General features: G+C 71.9%; 18 protein-coding genes, 1 tRNA gene and 1 riboswitch. Of the genes, 1 reads left to right on the plus strand and 18 read right to left on the minus strand.

Translation table 11 applies throughout. The features are described from left to right. Positions 1 to 301: 301 nt before the first annotated feature. Positions 302 to 427 carry a hypothetical protein gene (locus tag C1N81_RS12625; RefSeq protein ID WP_394428887.1) on the minus strand — a complete coding sequence of 42 codons (126 nt, stop codon included), beginning with the start codon at positions 425 to 427 and terminating at the stop codon, positions 302 to 304. 34 nt (positions 428 to 461) lie between these two features. On the opposite strand from C1N81_RS12625, the gene C1N81_RS12630 reads away from it, so the two are divergent. Next, a complete protein-coding gene (locus C1N81_RS12630) occupies positions 462 to 923 on the plus strand; it encodes an integrase core domain-containing protein (protein ID WP_394428888.1) in 462 nt (153 codons plus the stop codon). 317 nt (positions 924 to 1,240) lie between these two features. Here the strand turns inward: C1N81_RS12630 and C1N81_RS12635 are convergent. From C1N81_RS12635 to C1N81_RS12715, 17 genes are all read right to left on the minus strand, one after another. Further along, positions 1,241 to 1,314: transfer RNA gene (locus C1N81_RS12635), tRNA-Pro, on the minus strand. Between the two features lie 116 nt (positions 1,315 to 1,430). Beyond that, the gene (locus tag C1N81_RS12640) at positions 1,431 to 2,693 is read right to left on the minus strand and encodes an MFS transporter (RefSeq protein WP_394428889.1); all 1,263 of its coding nucleotides are present in this window, start codon (positions 2,691 to 2,693) and stop codon (positions 1,431 to 1,433) included. 284 nt (positions 2,694 to 2,977) lie between these two features. Beyond that, entirely contained in the window at positions 2,978 to 3,337 is a 360-nt protein-coding gene (locus C1N81_RS12645) for an MmcQ/YjbR family DNA-binding protein (protein WP_394428890.1), read from the minus strand. Positions 3,338 to 3,452: 115 nt separating this feature from the next. Further along, complete coding sequence (locus C1N81_RS12650; RefSeq protein WP_394428891.1) at positions 3,453 to 4,403, minus strand: alpha/beta fold hydrolase; 951 nt, start codon at positions 4,401 to 4,403, stop codon at positions 3,453 to 3,455. A 149-nt stretch (positions 4,404 to 4,552) separates the two neighbouring features. Continuing rightward, complete coding sequence (locus C1N81_RS12655) at positions 4,553 to 5,290, minus strand: GNAT family N-acetyltransferase (RefSeq protein ID WP_394428892.1); 738 nt, start codon at positions 5,288 to 5,290, stop codon at positions 4,553 to 4,555. Next, positions 5,287 to 5,907 carry a helix-turn-helix domain-containing protein gene (locus C1N81_RS12660; protein ID WP_394428893.1) on the minus strand — a complete coding sequence of 207 codons (621 nt, stop codon included), beginning with the start codon at positions 5,905 to 5,907 and terminating at the stop codon, positions 5,287 to 5,289. The genes C1N81_RS12655 and C1N81_RS12660 overlap by 4 nt, the downstream gene beginning before the upstream one ends. Before the next feature lie 128 nt (positions 5,908 to 6,035). Then, positions 6,036 to 6,947 (minus strand): LysR family transcriptional regulator, encoded by a 912-nt coding sequence (locus C1N81_RS12665; protein WP_394428894.1) that lies wholly within the window; start codon positions 6,945 to 6,947, stop codon positions 6,036 to 6,038. Between the two features lie 80 nt (positions 6,948 to 7,027). Further along, positions 7,028 to 8,224 (minus strand): glycine C-acetyltransferase, encoded by a 1,197-nt coding sequence (locus C1N81_RS12670; RefSeq protein WP_394428895.1) that lies wholly within the window; start codon positions 8,222 to 8,224, stop codon positions 7,028 to 7,030. Positions 8,225 to 8,268: 44 nt separating this feature from the next. After that, a complete protein-coding gene (gene tdh, locus C1N81_RS12675) occupies positions 8,269 to 9,297 on the minus strand; it encodes an L-threonine 3-dehydrogenase (protein ID WP_394428896.1) in 1,029 nt (342 codons plus the stop codon). A 216-nt stretch (positions 9,298 to 9,513) separates the two neighbouring features. Beyond that, positions 9,514 to 10,101 (minus strand): GAF domain-containing protein, encoded by a 588-nt coding sequence (locus tag C1N81_RS12680; protein ID WP_394428897.1) that lies wholly within the window; start codon positions 10,099 to 10,101, stop codon positions 9,514 to 9,516. Positions 10,102 to 10,126: 25 nt separating this feature from the next. Further along, positions 10,127 to 10,714 carry a GTP-binding protein gene (locus C1N81_RS12685; RefSeq protein ID WP_394428898.1) on the minus strand — a complete coding sequence of 196 codons (588 nt, stop codon included), beginning with the start codon at positions 10,712 to 10,714 and terminating at the stop codon, positions 10,127 to 10,129. Next, positions 10,692 to 11,063: a DUF742 domain-containing protein gene (locus C1N81_RS12690; protein ID WP_394428899.1), complete on the minus strand. Its 372-nt coding sequence runs from the start codon at positions 11,061 to 11,063 to the stop codon at positions 10,692 to 10,694. Before C1N81_RS12690 ends, C1N81_RS12685 begins: the two co-directional genes overlap by 23 nt. Positions 11,064 to 11,065: 2 nt before the next feature. Further along, positions 11,066 to 11,500: a roadblock/LC7 domain-containing protein gene (locus C1N81_RS12695; RefSeq protein ID WP_394428900.1), complete on the minus strand. Its 435-nt coding sequence runs from the start codon at positions 11,498 to 11,500 to the stop codon at positions 11,066 to 11,068. Between the two features lie 87 nt (positions 11,501 to 11,587). After that, positions 11,588 to 13,465 (minus strand): ATP-binding protein, encoded by a 1,878-nt coding sequence (locus C1N81_RS12700; RefSeq protein ID WP_394428901.1) that lies wholly within the window; start codon positions 13,463 to 13,465, stop codon positions 11,588 to 11,590. Positions 13,466 to 13,721: 256 nt separating this feature from the next. Next, positions 13,722 to 14,906: an MBL fold metallo-hydrolase gene (locus C1N81_RS12705; RefSeq protein WP_394428902.1), complete on the minus strand. Its 1,185-nt coding sequence runs from the start codon at positions 14,904 to 14,906 to the stop codon at positions 13,722 to 13,724. A 55-nt stretch (positions 14,907 to 14,961) separates the two neighbouring features. Continuing rightward, the gene (locus C1N81_RS12710) at positions 14,962 to 15,780 is read right to left on the minus strand and encodes an SGNH/GDSL hydrolase family protein (RefSeq protein WP_394437901.1); all 819 of its coding nucleotides are present in this window, start codon (positions 15,778 to 15,780) and stop codon (positions 14,962 to 14,964) included. 177 nt (positions 15,781 to 15,957) lie between these two features. Beyond that, positions 15,958 to 16,713 carry a M23 family metallopeptidase gene (locus C1N81_RS12715; RefSeq protein WP_394428903.1) on the minus strand — a complete coding sequence of 252 codons (756 nt, stop codon included), beginning with the start codon at positions 16,711 to 16,713 and terminating at the stop codon, positions 15,958 to 15,960. A gap of 4 nt (positions 16,714 to 16,717) precedes the next feature. Further along, positions 16,718 to 16,920: riboswitch (cyclic di-AMP (ydaO/yuaA leader) on the minus strand. Between the last annotated feature and the right edge of the window lie 6 nt (positions 16,921 to 16,926).

Here is a 16,926-nt window from a genome sequence, read left to right on the forward strand (position 1 = left end):
GAGCCCGAGCGATACGACGCGGAATGAGGGACCCTGCAACGGTGCTGGGAAGGACCGACTGGGCAGTCCTGGAACATGCCATGGAAGCAGCGGACGACGCCCTCGAGATGCTGCTCGGTCTTCTGGACTCAGCCCGATTCGCAAGGTCCCGTTCGCTGGGCTATCTGAGCCAGCAGTGGCGCCGGTCTGCGTCCCAGGCGGCAGCGAACCTGATTCTTTGGCGCAAGTGCAATCACCGAGGACTTGTTGGGTCGCCGCGCTACAACTTCGCGTCCCACGCTCCCCCGTCACTGCCCGGGCGTCACTGCTTGGCCTCGCCGGACGAGAACTCGTTACTCTCGGCCCGCGTACGGACCGTGCGCCAGAACTCGAGCGCCGCGTACTCCATCCCCAGGCACGTCCGCGACGCGACATACCCCGCCGTCATCGACGAGATCCTCTCTCCAGCCAGGATCCTTACTGTGCTCACCGCCGTCCGCACGCAACGCGTGAACTCCATCATGGAACGCCGGGTTCGCAGCCTGCGTCGTGAACTCCTCGACCGCTCCCTGCTCTGGAACGTGGCCCACCTGGGGCGAGCGCTCCGCGAGTACGAACAGCATTATGACCATCACCGCACCCACCGCACACTTCAGGCCGCCGCACCTCTGCGGATTGTGCCGCAACCGCTCAACTCACCACAGATCGAGCATCTACCTGTATGGACACGATTAGGGGCACGTACAGGCCCCACTGCCATTCGATCGGGTCGTAAAGCGGCTTCGCAGGTACCATCTCACTCTCGACGCGCAGGGCGTCAGCACGCCGAATCACTCCTGGTCGCGTTAAGCACCTCCCCACATCGCACAGCAACCGCTCCCGAGAACCGGCATACCACCCACCCGAAATCGGAACTGCGGTCAAAACTTCGCACGCCCCCATAACCCGGATCCCAGTCATGCTGTCACTGCTCCCGACCCCACTCCCACTGGGAGCAACCCCTACCAGCAGCAAGAGCGTCAGCGCATAACCGAAACCCCACCCAGATGACGGGGAGCCACAGGTCACAAACCGGGCACGGATGTGAACACGCGCGCAAGGAATCGAATATGTGCGCATCGGCCCGAGTGGGAGCAAACAGACAAGGGGACGGAGAGAGCCCGCTCCCACTCGCCGCACTCCCACTGGGAGCGTGGGAGGAACAGAAAAAGGGCCGTTCGAAAACGGCCCTTCACCTGCGACGTTCGATCGTTCGAACTAGTCGGGACGACAGGATTTGAACCTGCGACCCCTTGACCCCCAGTCAAGTGCGCTACCAAGCTGCGCCACGTCCCGATACCCGCTGACCTGGGCTTTCCCCCTGGCCGAACGTGCACAGAAACCATACCGCACTCGGGGCTGTGGTCGTGCATCCCTGGGGGTGAGCCCGCGCTGGCAGGTAGCCGGGCCGGTCAGCGGGCCCCCGGACCCGCCGGGCGTGCCGGGGCCGGGGCCGGGGTGGGGAGGGAGGTGTGCAGGGGACGGGTGTCCGCTCGGAGGAGGTTTCTGATCGGGGGGATCGTCAGGAGGGCTGTCGCGCAGGCCGCCGTCACTATGCCGCCGGTGAGCAGGACCTGATGGGTGCCGAACGTGTTCGCCGCCGGGCCCGCGAGTGCCTGGCCCACCGGGGCCATCGCCAGGGAGCCCGCTACGTCGTAGGCGTGAATGCGGTTGAGGACGTCGTGGGGGACCTGGGTCTGGACGCTGGTGGCCCACATCACGCCCCAGAACGACATCCCCGCGCCCGCCACCGCGCACCCCGCCATCATTCCCGGCACGCCGAGGCCCGCGCCGACCGATGCCGGGAACAGGGCGAAGCCGAACAGCGCCACGGAGCCGGCGCGGAGCATGTGGCGGGGGCGCAGGCGCAGCGCGATGAGGCCGCCGACCACGGTGCCGGCGCCCAGTGCCGAGTTGACCAGGCCGTACGCGCGCGGCCCGTACTCCTGCGTGACCTGCGTGGCCACCAGCGGGACCGCCGGGCCCGACGCGCCGATCATCAGGACGCACCACACCGCGATCACGCCCCACAGCCATGGCCGCGAACGGAACTCCTGCCAGCCCTGGGTCAGGTCCGCGCGGAAGCCCGCGCGGGGCGCCGAGGCGTCGTCGGGGGGCGGCTGCGGCAGGCGCAGGAGGAGCAGGCAGAGTGCGCTCAAGGCGTACGTGGCCGCGTGCGCCGCGAAGACCAGACCCGGGGACGCGAACGCCACGAGGAGGCCCGCCACCGCGGGGCCCGCCAGCTGGGAGCCGGACTCCGCGACGCGGATCGCTCCGTTCGCCGCCTGTACGTCGTTCGCCAAGCGGGGCACCGTGCTGGCGACGCCGGGCTGGAAGAGTGCCGAGGCCGCGCCGTTCAGGGCGCCTATGACGCATATCTGCCACAGCACCACGTGGCCCGTGAAGAACATCGCCGCGGCCAGGGACTGGGTGACCAGGCGGGTCGCGTCGGCGCCGATCATCAGCCAACGCGTGCTGAAGCGGTCCGCGAAGACGCCGCCGAACACGACGAGCCCGGCGAAGCAGGCCACGGACGCCGCCATCGCCAAGCCGACCGCGCCCGCGCCGTACCCGTACTGCAACAGACCTGCGGCCAGCGCCACCGGCAGCATCGTGTCGCCCAGTTTGGCCACGGCCCGCGCCGTGAAGAACAGGCCGAAGTCTCGTGACCACATGCCTCGGGAGCGGAGTGGTGGGGTGGTGTGGTTGACGGCCGGGTTCGGGTTTCTCGCGAGGGGCGGGGCCTCGGTGTCTTCGGGGCCGCACCGGTTTCGCGCGGCCCGGGTGTCCGCGGGTTCCCGCGCCTCGCCCTCCCCTGCCGGCTCGCCGTCTCTCGCGTCCGCCCCGGCCATGCCCCTCCGCCCCTGCTCCGCTCGCGGCCCCGGTCACCCTCGTCCACGCGGTGTCCGCCGCTCGGGGCGGATCATGTCATGCACACCCGCTTCGCCCCTACGGAGTTTCAGTCCATGGGCGGCACGCCCAACTCCGGGTGCGCGTCGAGGAGTCGGGGCGGGGCCGCCTGGCGCCAGGAGTCGGTGAGGATGGCTCGTAGCTCGTCCGTGTCGTCGAGGGCGGCCAGCCGGGCGCGGACCCAGGCGGAGTACGCCTCGTGCTCCGCGACCCAGAATTTGTCCGGCTCCGCCAGGACCAGCTCGTCGCGCTCCGCCTTCGGGCAGCGCACGGCGATCGACGTCTCCTCCTCGGGCAGCGTGATGAACATCTTCCCCGCTACCCGGAAGGTCGGCATCGACCAGGCGATCTTCTCCGTCGTCTCCGGCAGGGACAGGGCAATGGTGCGTACATCCTCGGCGTCCGGCATGGAAAGCACCGTAGCCAAGGCCACTGACATCAGCGCCCGCACCAGCACCTACATCAGCAGCGGCAGCGGCCAGCCGGTAGGCACCCGGGCCGGGCCGGGTGCCTGGCCGCAACCCTCACAGCACCCGCTTGTCCAGCCACCCCAGCAGATCCGCCTGGACCTCGTCCCGGTTCGTCTCGTTCAGGATCTCGTGGCGGGCGCCCTCGTAGCCGCGCCAGGTCAGGTCCGTGACGCCGGCGTAGCGGAAGTCCTCCAGGAGTTCGTGGACGAGGGTCATGCGCTGGTTGCAGGGGTCCTCGGTGCCCACCGCCACGTGGATGGGGAGGTCGGCGGGGATGCGGGCCAGGTTCGCCGGGTCGTTGATGCGGCGGACGGCGCGGACCCAGTCGAGGGTGAGGCCCGTGGCGAACGGGAAGCCGCAGCGCTCGTCGGCCACGTACGCGTCGACCTCGGCCTCGTCCCGCGACAGCCATTCGAAGCCGGTGCGCTGCGGGTACGGGTCGTTGAAGGAGGCGAAGAGGTCGGTGACGTAGGAGGAGGGGGCGGCGCGGCCCGCGCGGGCGACTTCCTCCTCCAAAGCCGCGATCGAGCCCTCGTTGTCCGCGCCGGGCAGCGAGCGGAAGGTGCCGGAGAGGATCAGGCCGACCAGGTCATCCGCGTGCCGCTGCGCGTACTCGCGGGCGAGGAGCGAGCCGAGGCTGTGGCCGAGCAGGACGAAGGGGACGTCCGGGTTGAGGGCTCGCACCTGGTCGCCGATGGCCTTGAGGTCCTCGACGATCGCGACCCACGCGTCGACCGTGCCGGGTTCGGCGTCGTCCGTCACGCCGAAACCGCCCGTGCTGGCCGCCGTGGCGCCGTGGCCGCGGTGGTCGGAGGCGATGACGCCGTAGCCGTGCGCGGTCAGAAAGCGGGCGAAACGGTCGTAGCGCAGGCCGTGCTCTGCGGCGCCGTGCGCGATCTGCACGAACGCGCGCGGCCTGGCCCCCTCGGGCAGCCAGGTGTACGTGGCCACGGTCGCGCCGTCGCCGGTGCTCAGTGCGCTGGTCGTGTACGCGGGGTCGGTCATAGGGCGGCTCCTGCTCACTGATCACTGATGCGGGTCGTTGGTTGCGGGGCACCGTCACGGGCGCGGGTCAGAGGTGACTGCCACGGCTCATCGTTCGCCGATGACGCGTACGTTTCCCGTACACACGGGTTCCACGCCCGCCCGGATCCTCACCCGGTCCCGGCCCGCCCATCCCGCCGACCCGCCGTTCGACCAGCCGTTCGACCAGCCGTATCGGGCTGGATCGGCTGTCTTGGGTGCTTGTAGAAGACCGTGGTCGGGCGCAGCGTCCCCGCCGGGTCGGCCGCGTAGTCGGGGATGACGCCCGCCTGTGTCCAGCCCGCCCCGCGGTAGAGCGCCTCGGCCGGGCTGCCCGTCTCCGTGTCGAGGACGAGCAGGAAGATGTCCTCCTCGGCGGCCGTCTCCTCCACGGCGGCGAGGAGTGCGCGGGCCAGTCCTCTGCCGCGCGCCGAGTCGTGCACCATGAGCTTGGTGATCTCGGCCCGGTGGCGGCCGGTGGCCTTGTCGCTGCGGGCGAGGGAGATCGTGCCGACGCAGCGGCCCGTGGTCTCGTCCAGGGCGGCCCACACCGTCAGGTCGCCTCGCTCGACGGCGGGCGTGCGGTCGCGCCACCAGGCGGTGGCCGCGCTCGGGGTCAGTCCGCCGAAGAAGCCGAGGGAGCTGCCTCCGTTCACCGTGTCGGCCAGCAGTGCGCCCAGGTCCTCCGCGTACGACGCGAACCGGGCGGCCTCCAGCCGGACGATCTCCGGGCCGGACGGAGCGGGCGGAGCGGGCGGGTCAGACGGAGCGGGCGGAGTGGGCGGGCCAGACGGAGTGGGCGGGCCAGACGGAGCGGGCGGGCCAGACGGAGCGGGCGGGACAGGCGGGGTGGGCGGCGTCGCGGTCATGGGCGCACCACCACCAGTCCGTACCGCACGCCTTCCGGCCCCGGGCAGTGGAAGTGTGTCGGGCCCCACACCCGGAAGCGCAGGCAGTCCCCCGTGGTGAGGGTGTGCGTCGTGCCCTGCACCGTCAGGTCGAGGCGGCCGTCCAGGACCCATACGTGTTGTTCCAGGCCGGGGACGGGCGGGCGGTCGTAGGCGATGTCGGCGTACGGCTCCAGATGGCCTTCGACCAGTTCCGCGCGCAGGCCGGCCAGCGGCGGGGAGACCGAGCGGCGGACGAAGCCGCTCGCGTCGTCACGCCACACGGGCTGCTCGGCGGCGCGGATCACCTGCGCGGGGGCCGATTCGACCTCGCTGAGCAACTGCGACATGGTGCGGCCGTACACGGCGCAGAGGCGGTTGAGGAGGGCGGCGGTCGGGCTGATCTCGGCGCGTTCGGCGCGGGACAGGGTGGAGCGGCTCACCCCGCTGCGGTCCGCCAACTCGCCGAGCGACCAGCCGTGTTCGGCCCGGAGTTCGGCGAGGCGGGCGCCAAGCCGTGTGTCGACGGGGTCCGCCTCCTCCAGTCCGGACGGAGGGGAAGATGCGCCATCCGAGATCACCGCTCTCTCACGTCTCACATTCGGCACGGTATCCCAGATATGAAACGTTGACCATGAGGAAGACCCGACTCGACCACGCCCGGCGGGCATCTGACGGACCGAACGCCCACAGGTCACTCCGTCCTCTCAGCCCCCGCCGCCTCCCCTCAGCCCCCCGCCGCCTCCCCCAGCGCCCCCAGCACCGGCCTGATCAGCGGATGCGCCTCCGCCCCGTGCCGCACCGCCGCGAACACCTTCCGCGTGGGCGCCACCCCCTCGATCGGGCGGACGACCACCTCACTGAGGTCCATGCCGACCAGCGCCGAGCGCGGGACGAGGGCCACGCCCGCGCCCGCCGAAGCGAGGGCGACGACCGCGCGGAAGTCGTCGGACGAGTGCTCGAACTGCGGGGAGAATCCGGCGTGTTCGCAGGCCAGGACGACCACGTCGTGGCAGGGGTTGCCGGGGTAGGGGCCGATCCAGGTGTCCTTCGCCAGTTCGGCGACCGGGACGAGCGGGACGCGGTCGGGGTCGGCGAGGCGGTGGGCGACCGGGAGCACCGCGTCGAAGGGCTCCGCGTACAGGGGCACCCGCGTGATCCGGTCGTCGTCGGCTCCGGGGGCGCCCCGGTACTCGACGGCGACCGCCACATCGATCCGGCGGTCGAGCAGCATCGGCAGGCTCGCGTCGCCTTCGGCGTCCTGGACGCGGACGCGGATGCCGGGCGCGGAGTGCGCGAGGCGGGCCAGGGCCGGGCCGACGACCAGGCCGATCCCCGTCGCGAAGGAGGCGAGCGTCACCGTGCCCGCCTCCCCCGCGCTGTAGGCGGCCAGCTCCGCCTCGGCGCGCTCCAGCTGGGCGAGGACCGCGTTGGTGTGCGTGAGCAGGATCTCGCCCGCGGAGGTGAGCCGGACGCCGCGCGCGCCGCGCTCGACCAGCTTGTGCCCCGTCTCCTGTTCGAGGGCGGTGAGCTGCTGGGAGACGGCTGACGGGGTGAGGTACAGCGCGGCGGCAGCCGCCGTCACCGTGCGGTGGTCGGCCACCGCTCGCAGGATGTGCAGCCGCCGCGCTTCGATCATGCCCTGATTATCCCAAACTGGTCAGAGCCCCCGTGACCGGGCGAACCGAAGCCCGGACCCGGCCCACTGCGCCCAGGGACTCAGCCCAGCTCCGCCCGTGCCGCCACGAACGCGTCGACCGCCCGGTTCACGTCCTCCGTCGAGTGCGCCGCCGAGAGCTGGACGCGGATACGGGCCTGGCCCTGCGGCACGACCGGGTACGAGAAGCCGATGACGTAGACGCCGCGCTCCAGGAGCAGCTCGGCCATCCGGGCCGCCACCGCCGCGTCGCCGATCATGACGGGGGCGATCGCGTGGTCGCCGGGCAGGATGTCGAAGCCCTCCGCCGTCATCCTGCTGCGGAACAGCTTGGTGTTGGCGGCGAGGCGTTCGCGCAGGTCACCGGCGGATTCCAGGAGGTCGAGGACCTTCAGGGACGCGGCGGCGATGACGGGGGCGAGGCTGTTGGAGAAGAGGTACGGGCGCGAGCGCTGGCGCAGCAGGGCGACGATCTCGGCGCGGGCCGCGACATAGCCGCCGGACGCCCCGCCGAGCGCCTTGCCGAGGGTGCCGGTGATGATGTCGACGCGGTCCATGACGCCGTGCAGCTCGGGCGTGCCGCGGCCGCCGGGGCCGACGAAGCCGACGGCGTGCGAGTCGTCGACCATGACCATGGCGCCGTGGCGCTCGGCGAGGTCGCAGATGTCGGCGAGCGGTGCCACGTAGCCGTCCATGGAGAAGACGCCGTCGGTGACGATGAGCTTGCGCCGGGCGCCCGCCTCGTCGGCCGCCTTGAGCTGGGCTTCGAGGTCGGCCATGTCGCGGTTGGCGTAGCGGAAGCGCTTGGCCTTGCTGAGCCGGATGCCGTCGATGATCGAGGCGTGGTTGAGGGCGTCGGAGATCACCGCGTCCTCGGCGCCGAGGAGGGTCTCGAAGACGCCGCCGTTGGCGTCGAAGCAGGAGGAGTAGAGGATCGTGTCCTCCTGGCCGAGGAACGCGGACAGCCGCGCCTCCAGCTCCTTGTGCACCTCCTGCGTGCCGCAGATGAAGCGGACGGAGGCCATGCCGTAGCCCCAGCGGTCGAGCGCGGCGTGACCGGCCGCGATGACCTCGGGGTGGTCGGCGAGGCCGAGGTAGTTGTTGGCGCAGAAGTTCAGCACCTCACCGGGGCGGCCCCCGGCCGTCACGCCGACGGTGGCGGACTGCGGAGTGCCGATGACCCGCTCGGGCTTGTGCAGGCCCGCGGCGACGATCTCGTCGAGGGTGGCCTGGAGGTCTGCGCGTACGTTGTCGAACATGCCGTGAGTCCTTACGTTCTCGGAATCCCTGCGGGTCAGGGTGTTCAGACGGTCCAGTCGAGGATGACCTTGCCGCCACGGCCGCTCGCCGCGTCGTCGAAGGCCGCGTCGAACTCGGTGTACGCGTAGCGTCCGGTGATCACCGGGGCGAGGTCGAGGCCGCCTTCGAGGAGGACCGACATCGCGTACCAGGTCTCGAACATCTCCCGGCCGTAGATGCCCTTGATGGTGATCATCGAGGTGACGATCCGGGCCCAGTCGACGGCGAACTCCTGCGCGGGCAGGCCGAGCATGGCGATCTTGCCGCCGTGGGTCATGTTGGCCAGCATGTCGCGCATCGCGACCGGGTTGCCGGACATCTCCAGGCCGACGTCGAAGCCCTCGCGCAGGCCGAGCGTGCGCTGGCCGTCGGCGATGGTGGACCCCGCGACGTTCAGGGCGAGGCTGACACCGATCTTGCGGGCCAGCTCCAGACGCTCCTCGCTGACGTCGGTGACCACGACGTTGCGGGCGCCCGCGTGCTTGGCGACCGCGGCCGCCATCAGGCCGATCGGCCCGGCGCCCGTGATCAGGACGTCCTCGCCGACGAGCGGGAAGGAGAGGGCGGTGTGCACGGCGTTGCCGAACGGGTCGAAGATCGCGGCGACGTCGAGGTCGACGGGGACGCGGTGCACCCACACGTTCGAGGCGGGCAGCGCGACGTACTCGGCGAACGCGCCGTCGCGGCCGACCCCGAGGCCGACCGTCGCCCGGCACAGGTGACGCCGCCCGGCGAGACAGTTGCGGCACTTGCCGCACACGAGGTGGCCCTCGCCGCTGACCGTGTCGCCGACCGCGATGTCGGCGACGTCACGGCCGGTCTCCACGACCTCGCCGACGAACTCGTGGCCGAGGACGAGCGGCGCGCTGACGGCCGACTGCGCCCACCCGTCCCAGCTGCGGATGTGCAGGTCGGTGCCGCAGATCCCGGTCCGCTTGACCTTGATCAGTACGTCGCCGGGGCCGACGGACGGCTCCGGCACGTCCATCAAGCGTAGTCCCGGTTCGGCCTTCTCCTTGACCAGTGCCTTCAACGGCTCGGCTCCTGTCGTGGCGTCGTACCGCACGCGGGCACGGCGAAGCCGCCCGCCACCTGCGGAAGGTACGAAAAAAGTCTGGGGCGGCGGTCGATCCGACCGTCACCCCAGACTCTCGCGTACCGCGCCGCCCCAGGTCCATCGAGGTTTTCTTAACCGGCGCCGCAGCTTTCCTACAGGCCGCTTTCCTACAGGCCGCCGGCGTTTCCCGGCCTACCCGGGCCCCAGCAGATGTCCCCGCCCCCGCACCACCTCCATCAACTCACCGGCCAGCGCCTTGATCGTCGTAAGACCGGCCCTCCCCCACGCGCGCGGGGCCGTGTCCACCACGCACACGGTGCCGAGCGCGAGGCCGGTGGAGGCGTCGAGCAGCGGGGCGCCCAGGTAGGAGCGGATGCCTATCTCGTCGACGACGGGGTTGCCCGCGAACCTCGGGTAGTCGCAGACGTCCTCCAGGACGAGCGCCTTGCGCCGCACCACGACGTGCGGGCAGTACCCGTGGTCCCGCGCCATGTAGCGGCCCGATCCCGCGGCGGTGGACTCGGCCGCCGCCGCGCCGAGTTGGCCGCCGCGCCGGACGCCGTCGGGTGTGTGCAGGCCCGCGAAGAACTGGCGGTTCTCGTCGATGAAGTTGACCATCGCGTACGGCGCCCCGGTCACGCCGGCGAGCCGGTCCGCGAACGCGTCGAAGTACGGTTCGGGGCGCAGCCCCAGATCGAGGCGGCGCAGGAGGACCGACCGCTCGGCGCCCTCCCGGTCGACCGGGGTCAGCAGGAGGCGCCGGGTCGCGTCATAGGTCATGCGGCCGCTCCCCGCTCCGCGCACCTCACGTGCGGGCCCCCGCGGGCGCGGCGTGGGCGAGGAGATGGCGGACCAGGGTGAGCAGCGTCTGGATGCCGGAGCTGGAGATGCGCGCGTCGCAGCGGACGACGGGCACCCCGGGGTCGAGGTCGATGGCGGCCCGTACCTCTTCGGGTTCGTAGCGGTAGCCGCCGTCGAACTCGTTGACCGCGACGATGAAGCCCATGCCGCGCTCCTCGAAGAAGTCGACGGCGGCGAAGCAGTCCTCAAGGCGGCGGGTGTCGGCGAGGATGACCGCGCCGAGGGCGCCCTCGGACAGCTCGTCCCACATGAACCAGAACCGTTCCTGTCCCGGGGTGCCGAAGAGGTACAGGACGTGTTCGGGGTCGAGGGTGATGCGGCCGAAGTCCATGGCGACGGTCGTCTCGACCTTGTTCTCGATGCCGTCGAGGTTGTCGGTCGCGGCGCTGACGGTGGTGAGCAGCTCTTCGGTGCTGAGCGGAGCGATCTCGCTGACCGCGCCGACGAAAGTCGTCTTGCCGACCCCGAAGCCGCCCGCGACCAAGATCTTCAGTGCGGTGGGGAAGGGGTCAGAGCTGTCGTCGTAGTCCATCGAGCACTGCCTCCAGTAGGGACCGGTCAGTGGGGTTGTCGTGGAACGTGGGGGGTTTGGTGGTGAGCGCACCGCAGTCGACGAGGTCGGAGAGGACGACCTTGGTGACGGCCGCGGGGAGGCCGAGGTGGCCGGCGATCTCCGCGACGGAGGTGGGGTGCGCGCACAGGTCGAGCGCCTGGCTGTGCTCGGGCCCCAGGTAGCCGAGGGGGGTCGCCCCGGTGGCCATGACCAGGGACAGGAGGTCCATCGAGGTGCTCGGCCTGGTGCGCCCGTCGCTGACGGTGTACGGGCGTACGAGGCGGCCTGCCGCACCGTCGAGCCAGGGCCCGTCCTGCGGGGCCGTCACCCTCAATTCCTCATCGCCGTGGGCTCGGCCGCGGGCTGGCGGGGCGCGGTCACGAGGTAGGGGCGCACGCTCTTGACGAGCATGGCCATCTCGTAGCCGAGGACGGCGGCGTCGGCCTCGCGGCCCGCGAGCACCGCGAGGCAGGTGCCGGACCCGGCGGTCGACACGAACAGGAGGGTCGAGTCGAGTTCGACCACCACCTGCCGTACGTCGCCGCCGTCACCGAAGCGCACTCCGGCGCTGCGGCCGAGCGAGTAGAGCCCCGAGGCGAGGGCCGCCATGTGGTCGGCGCTGTCGGCGTCGAGTCCGTGGACGGACTTGACGAGGCCGTCGGAGGAGAGGAGCACGGCGCTGTTGGTGTGGGGAACGCGCTGGACGAGGCCGCTCATCAGCCAGTCGAGATCGGACACATGACCCGTCGGCACATCGCTCGCCATGGGGGATCGACTCCTTGGTGGACTGCTCGGTGTGGTGCTGGTCGTGGGGGCGGACGGGGCTGCCCGGCGGGGCCGCCCGCGCGTCGGTCATCCGGCGCCACCGTCCCCGGTGTTCCCGTCGGCCCCGGTGCCCGGCCGTGGCGGCTCGCGGGGTTCCGCCTTCTCCGCGAGGGTGATCCCCCGCTGGAACGCGGCCATGAGCCCGGGGTCGTGCCCGGCCGGCGCCTCGTCGTCCTGGCGCGGTGCCGGGCCGCCGCGCAACTGCGGGGCCAGGTGTTCCTGGGCTCTGCGCCTGGGCAGCCGGGGGCGCTCGATGGTGCCGCGCACCGGACCGGTGCCCGGGGCGGGCAGCGCCGTCGAGTGCTCGGCCACGGTCTGCCGCTCCTCGGGGCGGATGCCGGGCACGGCGTCGGCGGGGGTGGCGCGCGGGCCGCCCGCGTGGCGCTGCGGCAGGGGGGCCGCGCCGGGTGGGGCGGGCGGCAACTGCTGGGGCGGGTGCGGGTGTTCGGAGCGTTCCGGGTGGGGCCGCGGCGCGGGCGGCGCGTGGTGCGGCATGGCCGTGACGTTCCCGTGCGGCGCCGACGTGGCGGGCGCGTGGGAGGGCGGCGCCCCGTGCGTGGCGGGCCCGTGCGAGGGCGGCGCGGCCGGGACCATGCCGGAGGGCGCGAGCGTACCGGAGGGCGCGGCCCCGGCCGGGAGCACGCTGTCGGCGGTCGCGGCTGCGGCGGCCCGGCGCACGTGGGGCGTCTGTTCCTCCTGGTCCATGCCGAGCAGCCCCTGCGGCAGCACGAGGACGGCCTGCACTCCCCCGTAGATGTTGGACTGCAGCCGTACGGTGATGCCGTGGCGCCGGGCGAGCTGCGAGACCACGAAGAGGCCGATGCGGCCGTCCTGGAGCAGGCTCGACACGTTGACCTGGTCGGGGTCGGCGAGCAGCGCGTTCATCTTGTTCTGTTCGGTGAGCGGCATACCGAGCCCCCGGTCCTCGACCTCGATGGCGAGTCCGGAGGTGACGAGGTTGGCGCGGAGCAGGACCTGGGTGTGCGGGGCGGAGAACACCGTCGCGTTCTCGACGAGTTCGGCGAGCAGGTGGATGCAGTCGGCTACGGCGTGCCCGCGCAGGGTGCCGTCGATCGGCGGCACGAGTTTGACCCGGGAGTACTGCTCGACCTCGGCGATGGCGGAGCGCATCACCTCCGTCATGGAGACGGGGTGGCTCCACTGGCGGCGGGAGACGGCGCCGCCGAGCACGGCGAGGTTCTCGGCGTGGCGCCGGATGCGGGTGGCGAGGTGGTCGACGTGGAAGAGGCCCTTGAGCAGGTCGGGGTCCTCGACGTCGTTCTCCAGGTCGTCGAGGATGGAGATCTCGCGGTGCACCAGGGACTGCAGGCGGCGGGCGAGGTTCACGAAGACCTCGACCTTCTGCTGGCTGCCCGCCTGGCTGGAGAGCTGGGTGGCCTGGACGACGGCGGTGACGGCGACGTCCTGGGCGCGGGCCAGGTCGGCGGAGAGCTGCTCGATGTCGTCGGCTCCGGCGGGCGGCGTCTTGACGGGGCGGCGCGGCGGCGGCCCCTCCCCCTTGCGCAACTGTTCGACGAGGGTGCGCAGTTCGCTCTGGCCGCGGGCGGTGGTGCGGCGCAGCACGAGGATCCGGTCGCGGACGGTGGCGGCGGCGCGCTCGGCGGCGAAGGCCGCGATGGCGATGCCCGCGACCGTGACGACGCAGGCTCCGCCGAGCACCGCCCACAGGGCGAGGCCGGGCCGCACCCCGCTGGAGCGGACGGCGAAGAGGACGGCCGCGCTCGCGGCGAGCGCCACCGCGAGGGGCGGCAGGACGGCGAGACGCAGCAGCTGGGGCCGTATGTGGGTCTCGGCGGGGCGGGGCGCGGCCCGCCCCGCCGGCCTGCCGTGCCGGCCGCCTTCGCGACGTTCCGCTCGGGCGGCAGGCTGGCGGAGCTGAGACATACGGGGTCCTCGTCCTCGGTTCCCTCGGGGTCTGGGCAGGCCGGAGCGGCGGCAGGAAAGATCGACCGGGCGTCGCGCGGCGAGCACTCACGGTAGTCGGCAACGCCACACGTGCGGTGGGCAGTTGCCAAACTCCGGCGGCCGAGGTCCCGCTCTGGTATGAGCGTTCGCACGGCAGAACGAATATGCCGACGGGGACGGGAAGGACAACGCCCCGGCCGTCAGGGACGGCCGGGGCGTTCAACGAGGGGGTTGGTCAGCGGTCGCCCGCGAGGTCCAGTTCGGCGGGGGCCGGACCGTCCTCCTTCGGCTTCGCCGCCGCGCGGCTCCAGTGCCGGGCGACGGGCTCGGACACGCCGCGCCACCACGCGTCGGTCGGCAGCGTCCCGCCGGGCTCGAACGGTTCGCCCGGCCGCGGGGTGGCGAGCGCCTGCCCGGCGTCCTCGGCGACGTCCATGGACCACTCGCCGGGCTCGGCCCACGCGTGCGGCGCCAGGTTGAACGTGCCCCAGTGGATCGGCATGAGCACGCCGTGCGGCCGCCCACCCTGGAGGTCGAGGTGGGCGCGCAGGCCCTCCTCGGGGGTCATGTGGATGTCGGGCCAGAACTCCGCGTAGGCGCCGACCTGGATCATCGTCACGTCGAACGGGCCGTGGGCCGCGCCGATGTCCTTGAAGCCCTGGAAGTAGCCGGTGTCACCGCTGTGGAAGACCTGGTGCTCCGGCCCGGCCGCGACCCAGGAGGCCCACAGGGTGTGCTGCGGGTTGCGCAGGCCGCGGCCGCAGAAGTGGCGGGCGGGCGTGGCCGTCAGGGTCACGTCGCCGACCTGCGTCGACTCGTGCCAGTCCAGCTCGCGCAGCCGGTCCGCCGGGACACCCCAGTGCTCCAGGTGCGCGCCGACGCCGAGCGGCACGGCGAAGACGGTGTCCGTCCCCGCGAGCGCCTTGATGGAGGGCATGTCGAGGTGGTCGTAGTGGTCGTGCGAGATGACGACCGCGTCGACCGGGCCGAGCGCCTGGAGGGGCAGCGGCGCCGGGTGCAGCCGCTTGGGCCCGGCGAAGGGGAACGGGGAGCAGCGCTCGCCCCACACCGGGTCGAAGAGCACCCGTACGCCGTCGATCTCCACCAGGACGCTGGAGTGGCCCATCCAGGTCACGCGCAGGCCGCTCGCGGAGGGCTTCGCCAGGTCGGCGAGGGTGGTGGCGTGGACGGGGACGGTGCCCGTCGGGGCGCGCCTGGCCCGCTCCTCCTTCTGGAAGTAGACCTTCGCGAAGTCGAGCATCGAACCGTCGGGCCGGGTCCGTGTGCCCTCCGGGTTCTGGAACTGCCCGTCGGCGAAATTCGGCGACCTGCGGATCCGCGCCAGGCGCGCTCCCGTGGCCTCGGCGCCGAAGCTTGCGGGCTGCAGCGAGCGCAGCCCGGGAGTCAGGGAACGTGGCACAGCGCCTCCCGTTGATCGATCAGGGTCGTTCCATTATGTGCCGAGGGCACGGAGGTCAGGAGGCGGACTCCAGATGCGCCTTGATGAGGTGCGGGTCCACGAAGCCCTTGGCCGTCACCCGGTCCCCGGAGGACTCCCCGCGCAGCCTGCGCCCGATCCACGGCACGAGGAACTCGCGCGCCCAGTGGATGTCGTCGCGCCGCACCGCGAACGTGCCGCGCGGCGGGAGCAGCGGCCACGCCTGCTCCGGGTCGGCGGGCACGTCGAGGCCGAGCGCCTGGGCGGCGCGCAGGGCGACGCGGGTGTGGCCCTCGGCGGAGAGGTGGAGGCGGTCCTCGTCCCAGGCCCTGCGGTCCTGGACGGACTTCAGGGACCACAGGTCGAGGACGGGGCAGCCGTGGCGGTCGGCGATGGCGCGCACGTGCATGTTGTACGTGGCGATCTTGCCGCGCAGGTGCTTGAGGACGGCCACGTCACGGGTGTCGAAGCCGGTGGCGACCATGACGGTCCCGGCGGCCTCGGACAGCCGGACCACGGCCTTCTCGAACCGCTCGGCGACGTCGTCGGGGTCGGTGCCCGGCCGGATGATGTCGTTGCCGCCCGCGACGAGGGTGACGAGGTCGGGGGCGAGCTCGACGGCCTTCGGGATCTGGTCCGCGACGATCTGGTCGAGGAGTTTGCCGCGCACGGCGAGGTTCGCGTACTGGAAGGTGTCCTCGGGGACGCGGTCGTCGAGGAGGACGGCGAGCCGGTCCGCCCAGCCGACGAAGCTCCCGTCGGGGCCGGGGTCACCGACGCCCTCGGTGAAGCTGTCCCCCACGGCCGCGAAGGACCGAATCGTTCCGCCGATCGTCGCGCCGACCGTTCCGCTGATCGTCGCGCTGACCGTTCCGCCGCTGAGTGCTCTCGATTCGTTTGCCACGACCACACATCTTTCACCTTCGGATGTGACCTACGCGATCGTAACCAGGGGTTGACGAGGGGTGAGAAAACACACTCGGCGCCCGGGGAATAACCCGGGCGCCGGATGTGAGCGGTCTCGCAGGGGGTGTCAGATGCCGACGCCGTGCCCGCGCAGGTACGCCAGCGGGTCCACGTCGGAGCCGTAGTTCGGGGACGTACGGATCTCGAAGTGCAGGTGCGGCCCGGTGACGTTGCCGGTCGAGCCGGACAGGCCGATCTGCTGGCCGCCGGTCACGCTCTGGCCGGCGGAGACGCCGAGGGACGACATGTGGGCGTACTGCGAGTATCGGCCGTCGGCGTGCTGGATGACGACCTCGTTGCCGTACGCGCCGTCCCAGCCGGCGGAGACGACGGTGCCCGGGCCGACGGCCTTGATGGCGGTGCCGGTGGGCACGACGAAGTCGGTGCCGGTGTGGTAGCCGCTGGACCACATCGAGCCGGAGGCGTGGTAGGCCGTGCCGGTGGAGCCGTCGACGGGCTTGACCCAGCCGGAGCTGTTGGCGGTCGTGCTCGTGGCGGCGGTGGTGGAGGCCTTCTGCCCGGCGCCGTCCAGCGTGAGCTTCATGCCGGGCTTGATGCGGTTCGCGTCCGAGCCGACGACCTTCTTGTTCGCCTCGTAGAGCTTCTTCCAGCCGCCGTCGACCTTCTGCGCGGCGGCGATCTTCGAGAGCGTGTCACCGGACTTGACCGTGTAGGTCTGCGCGGTGGTGTCGCCGGACGCCGCGTGGGCGCCGGTGGCGCCGATCAGCGGCAGGGCGAGCGCGGCCCCGCCGGCCGAGACGACGGCGGCGGCGCGGGTGATGCGCTGGGTCTTCGAGCGACGGTGCTTTCCCTGAGCGGGCATGCCGTTTTCCTCTCCGTCGCCTACGAGGTGAGCTGTCGGGTTCGGGCTGGAGCTGCCCGGCCGCGCCCGCCGTAGCGGGACACGACTTCACCCCTAGCCGCATGAGGGATATCCCTGGCGGCGTTGTGCCTGTGGGTCCCCCGCTCCTGCCGTCACGGGTCGTTGTACGGGAATCCGGGCGGCGGCAGGATTAGGCGTTCCGTCCGGAGTGAA

Source organism: Streptomyces sp. SGAir0957 (assembly GCF_043523415.1).

What these genes read in the sequence shown, in the direction of transcription:
- C1N81_RS12670 (WP_394428895.1), bottom strand. Translation starts at nt 8,224, where the DNA reads ATGTTCGACAACGTACGCGCAGACCTCCAGGCCACCCTCGACGAGATC.
- C1N81_RS12645 (WP_394428890.1), bottom strand. Translation starts at nt 3,337, where the DNA reads ATGCCGGACGCCGAGGATGTACGCACCATTGCCCTGTCCCTGCCGGAG.
- C1N81_RS12715 (WP_394428903.1), bottom strand. Translation starts at nt 16,713, where the DNA reads ATGCCCGCTCAGGGAAAGCACCGTCGCTCGAAGACCCAGCGCATCACC.
- C1N81_RS12700 (WP_394428901.1), bottom strand. Translation starts at nt 13,465, where the DNA reads ATGTCTCAGCTCCGCCAGCCTGCCGCCCGAGCGGAACGTCGCGAAGGC.
- C1N81_RS12680 (WP_394428897.1), bottom strand. Translation starts at nt 10,101, where the DNA reads ATGACCTATGACGCGACCCGGCGCCTCCTGCTGACCCCGGTCGACCGG.
- C1N81_RS12650 (WP_394428891.1), bottom strand. Translation starts at nt 4,403, where the DNA reads ATGACCGACCCCGCGTACACGACCAGCGCACTGAGCACCGGCGACGGC.
- C1N81_RS12665 (WP_394428894.1), bottom strand. Translation starts at nt 6,947, where the DNA reads ATGATCGAAGCGCGGCGGCTGCACATCCTGCGAGCGGTGGCCGACCAC.
- C1N81_RS12695 (WP_394428900.1), bottom strand. Translation starts at nt 11,500, where the DNA reads ATGGCGAGCGATGTGCCGACGGGTCATGTGTCCGATCTCGACTGGCTG.
- C1N81_RS12655 (WP_394428892.1), bottom strand. Translation starts at nt 5,290, where the DNA reads ATGACCGCGACGCCGCCCACCCCGCCTGTCCCGCCCGCTCCGTCTGGC.
- C1N81_RS12640 (WP_394428889.1), bottom strand. Translation starts at nt 2,693, where the DNA reads ATGTGGTCACGAGACTTCGGCCTGTTCTTCACGGCGCGGGCCGTGGCC.
- C1N81_RS12625 (WP_394428887.1), bottom strand. Translation starts at nt 427, where the DNA reads ATGACGGCGGGGTATGTCGCGTCGCGGACGTGCCTGGGGATGGAGTAC.
- C1N81_RS12685 (WP_394428898.1), bottom strand. Translation starts at nt 10,714, where the DNA reads ATGGACTACGACGACAGCTCTGACCCCTTCCCCACCGCACTGAAGATC.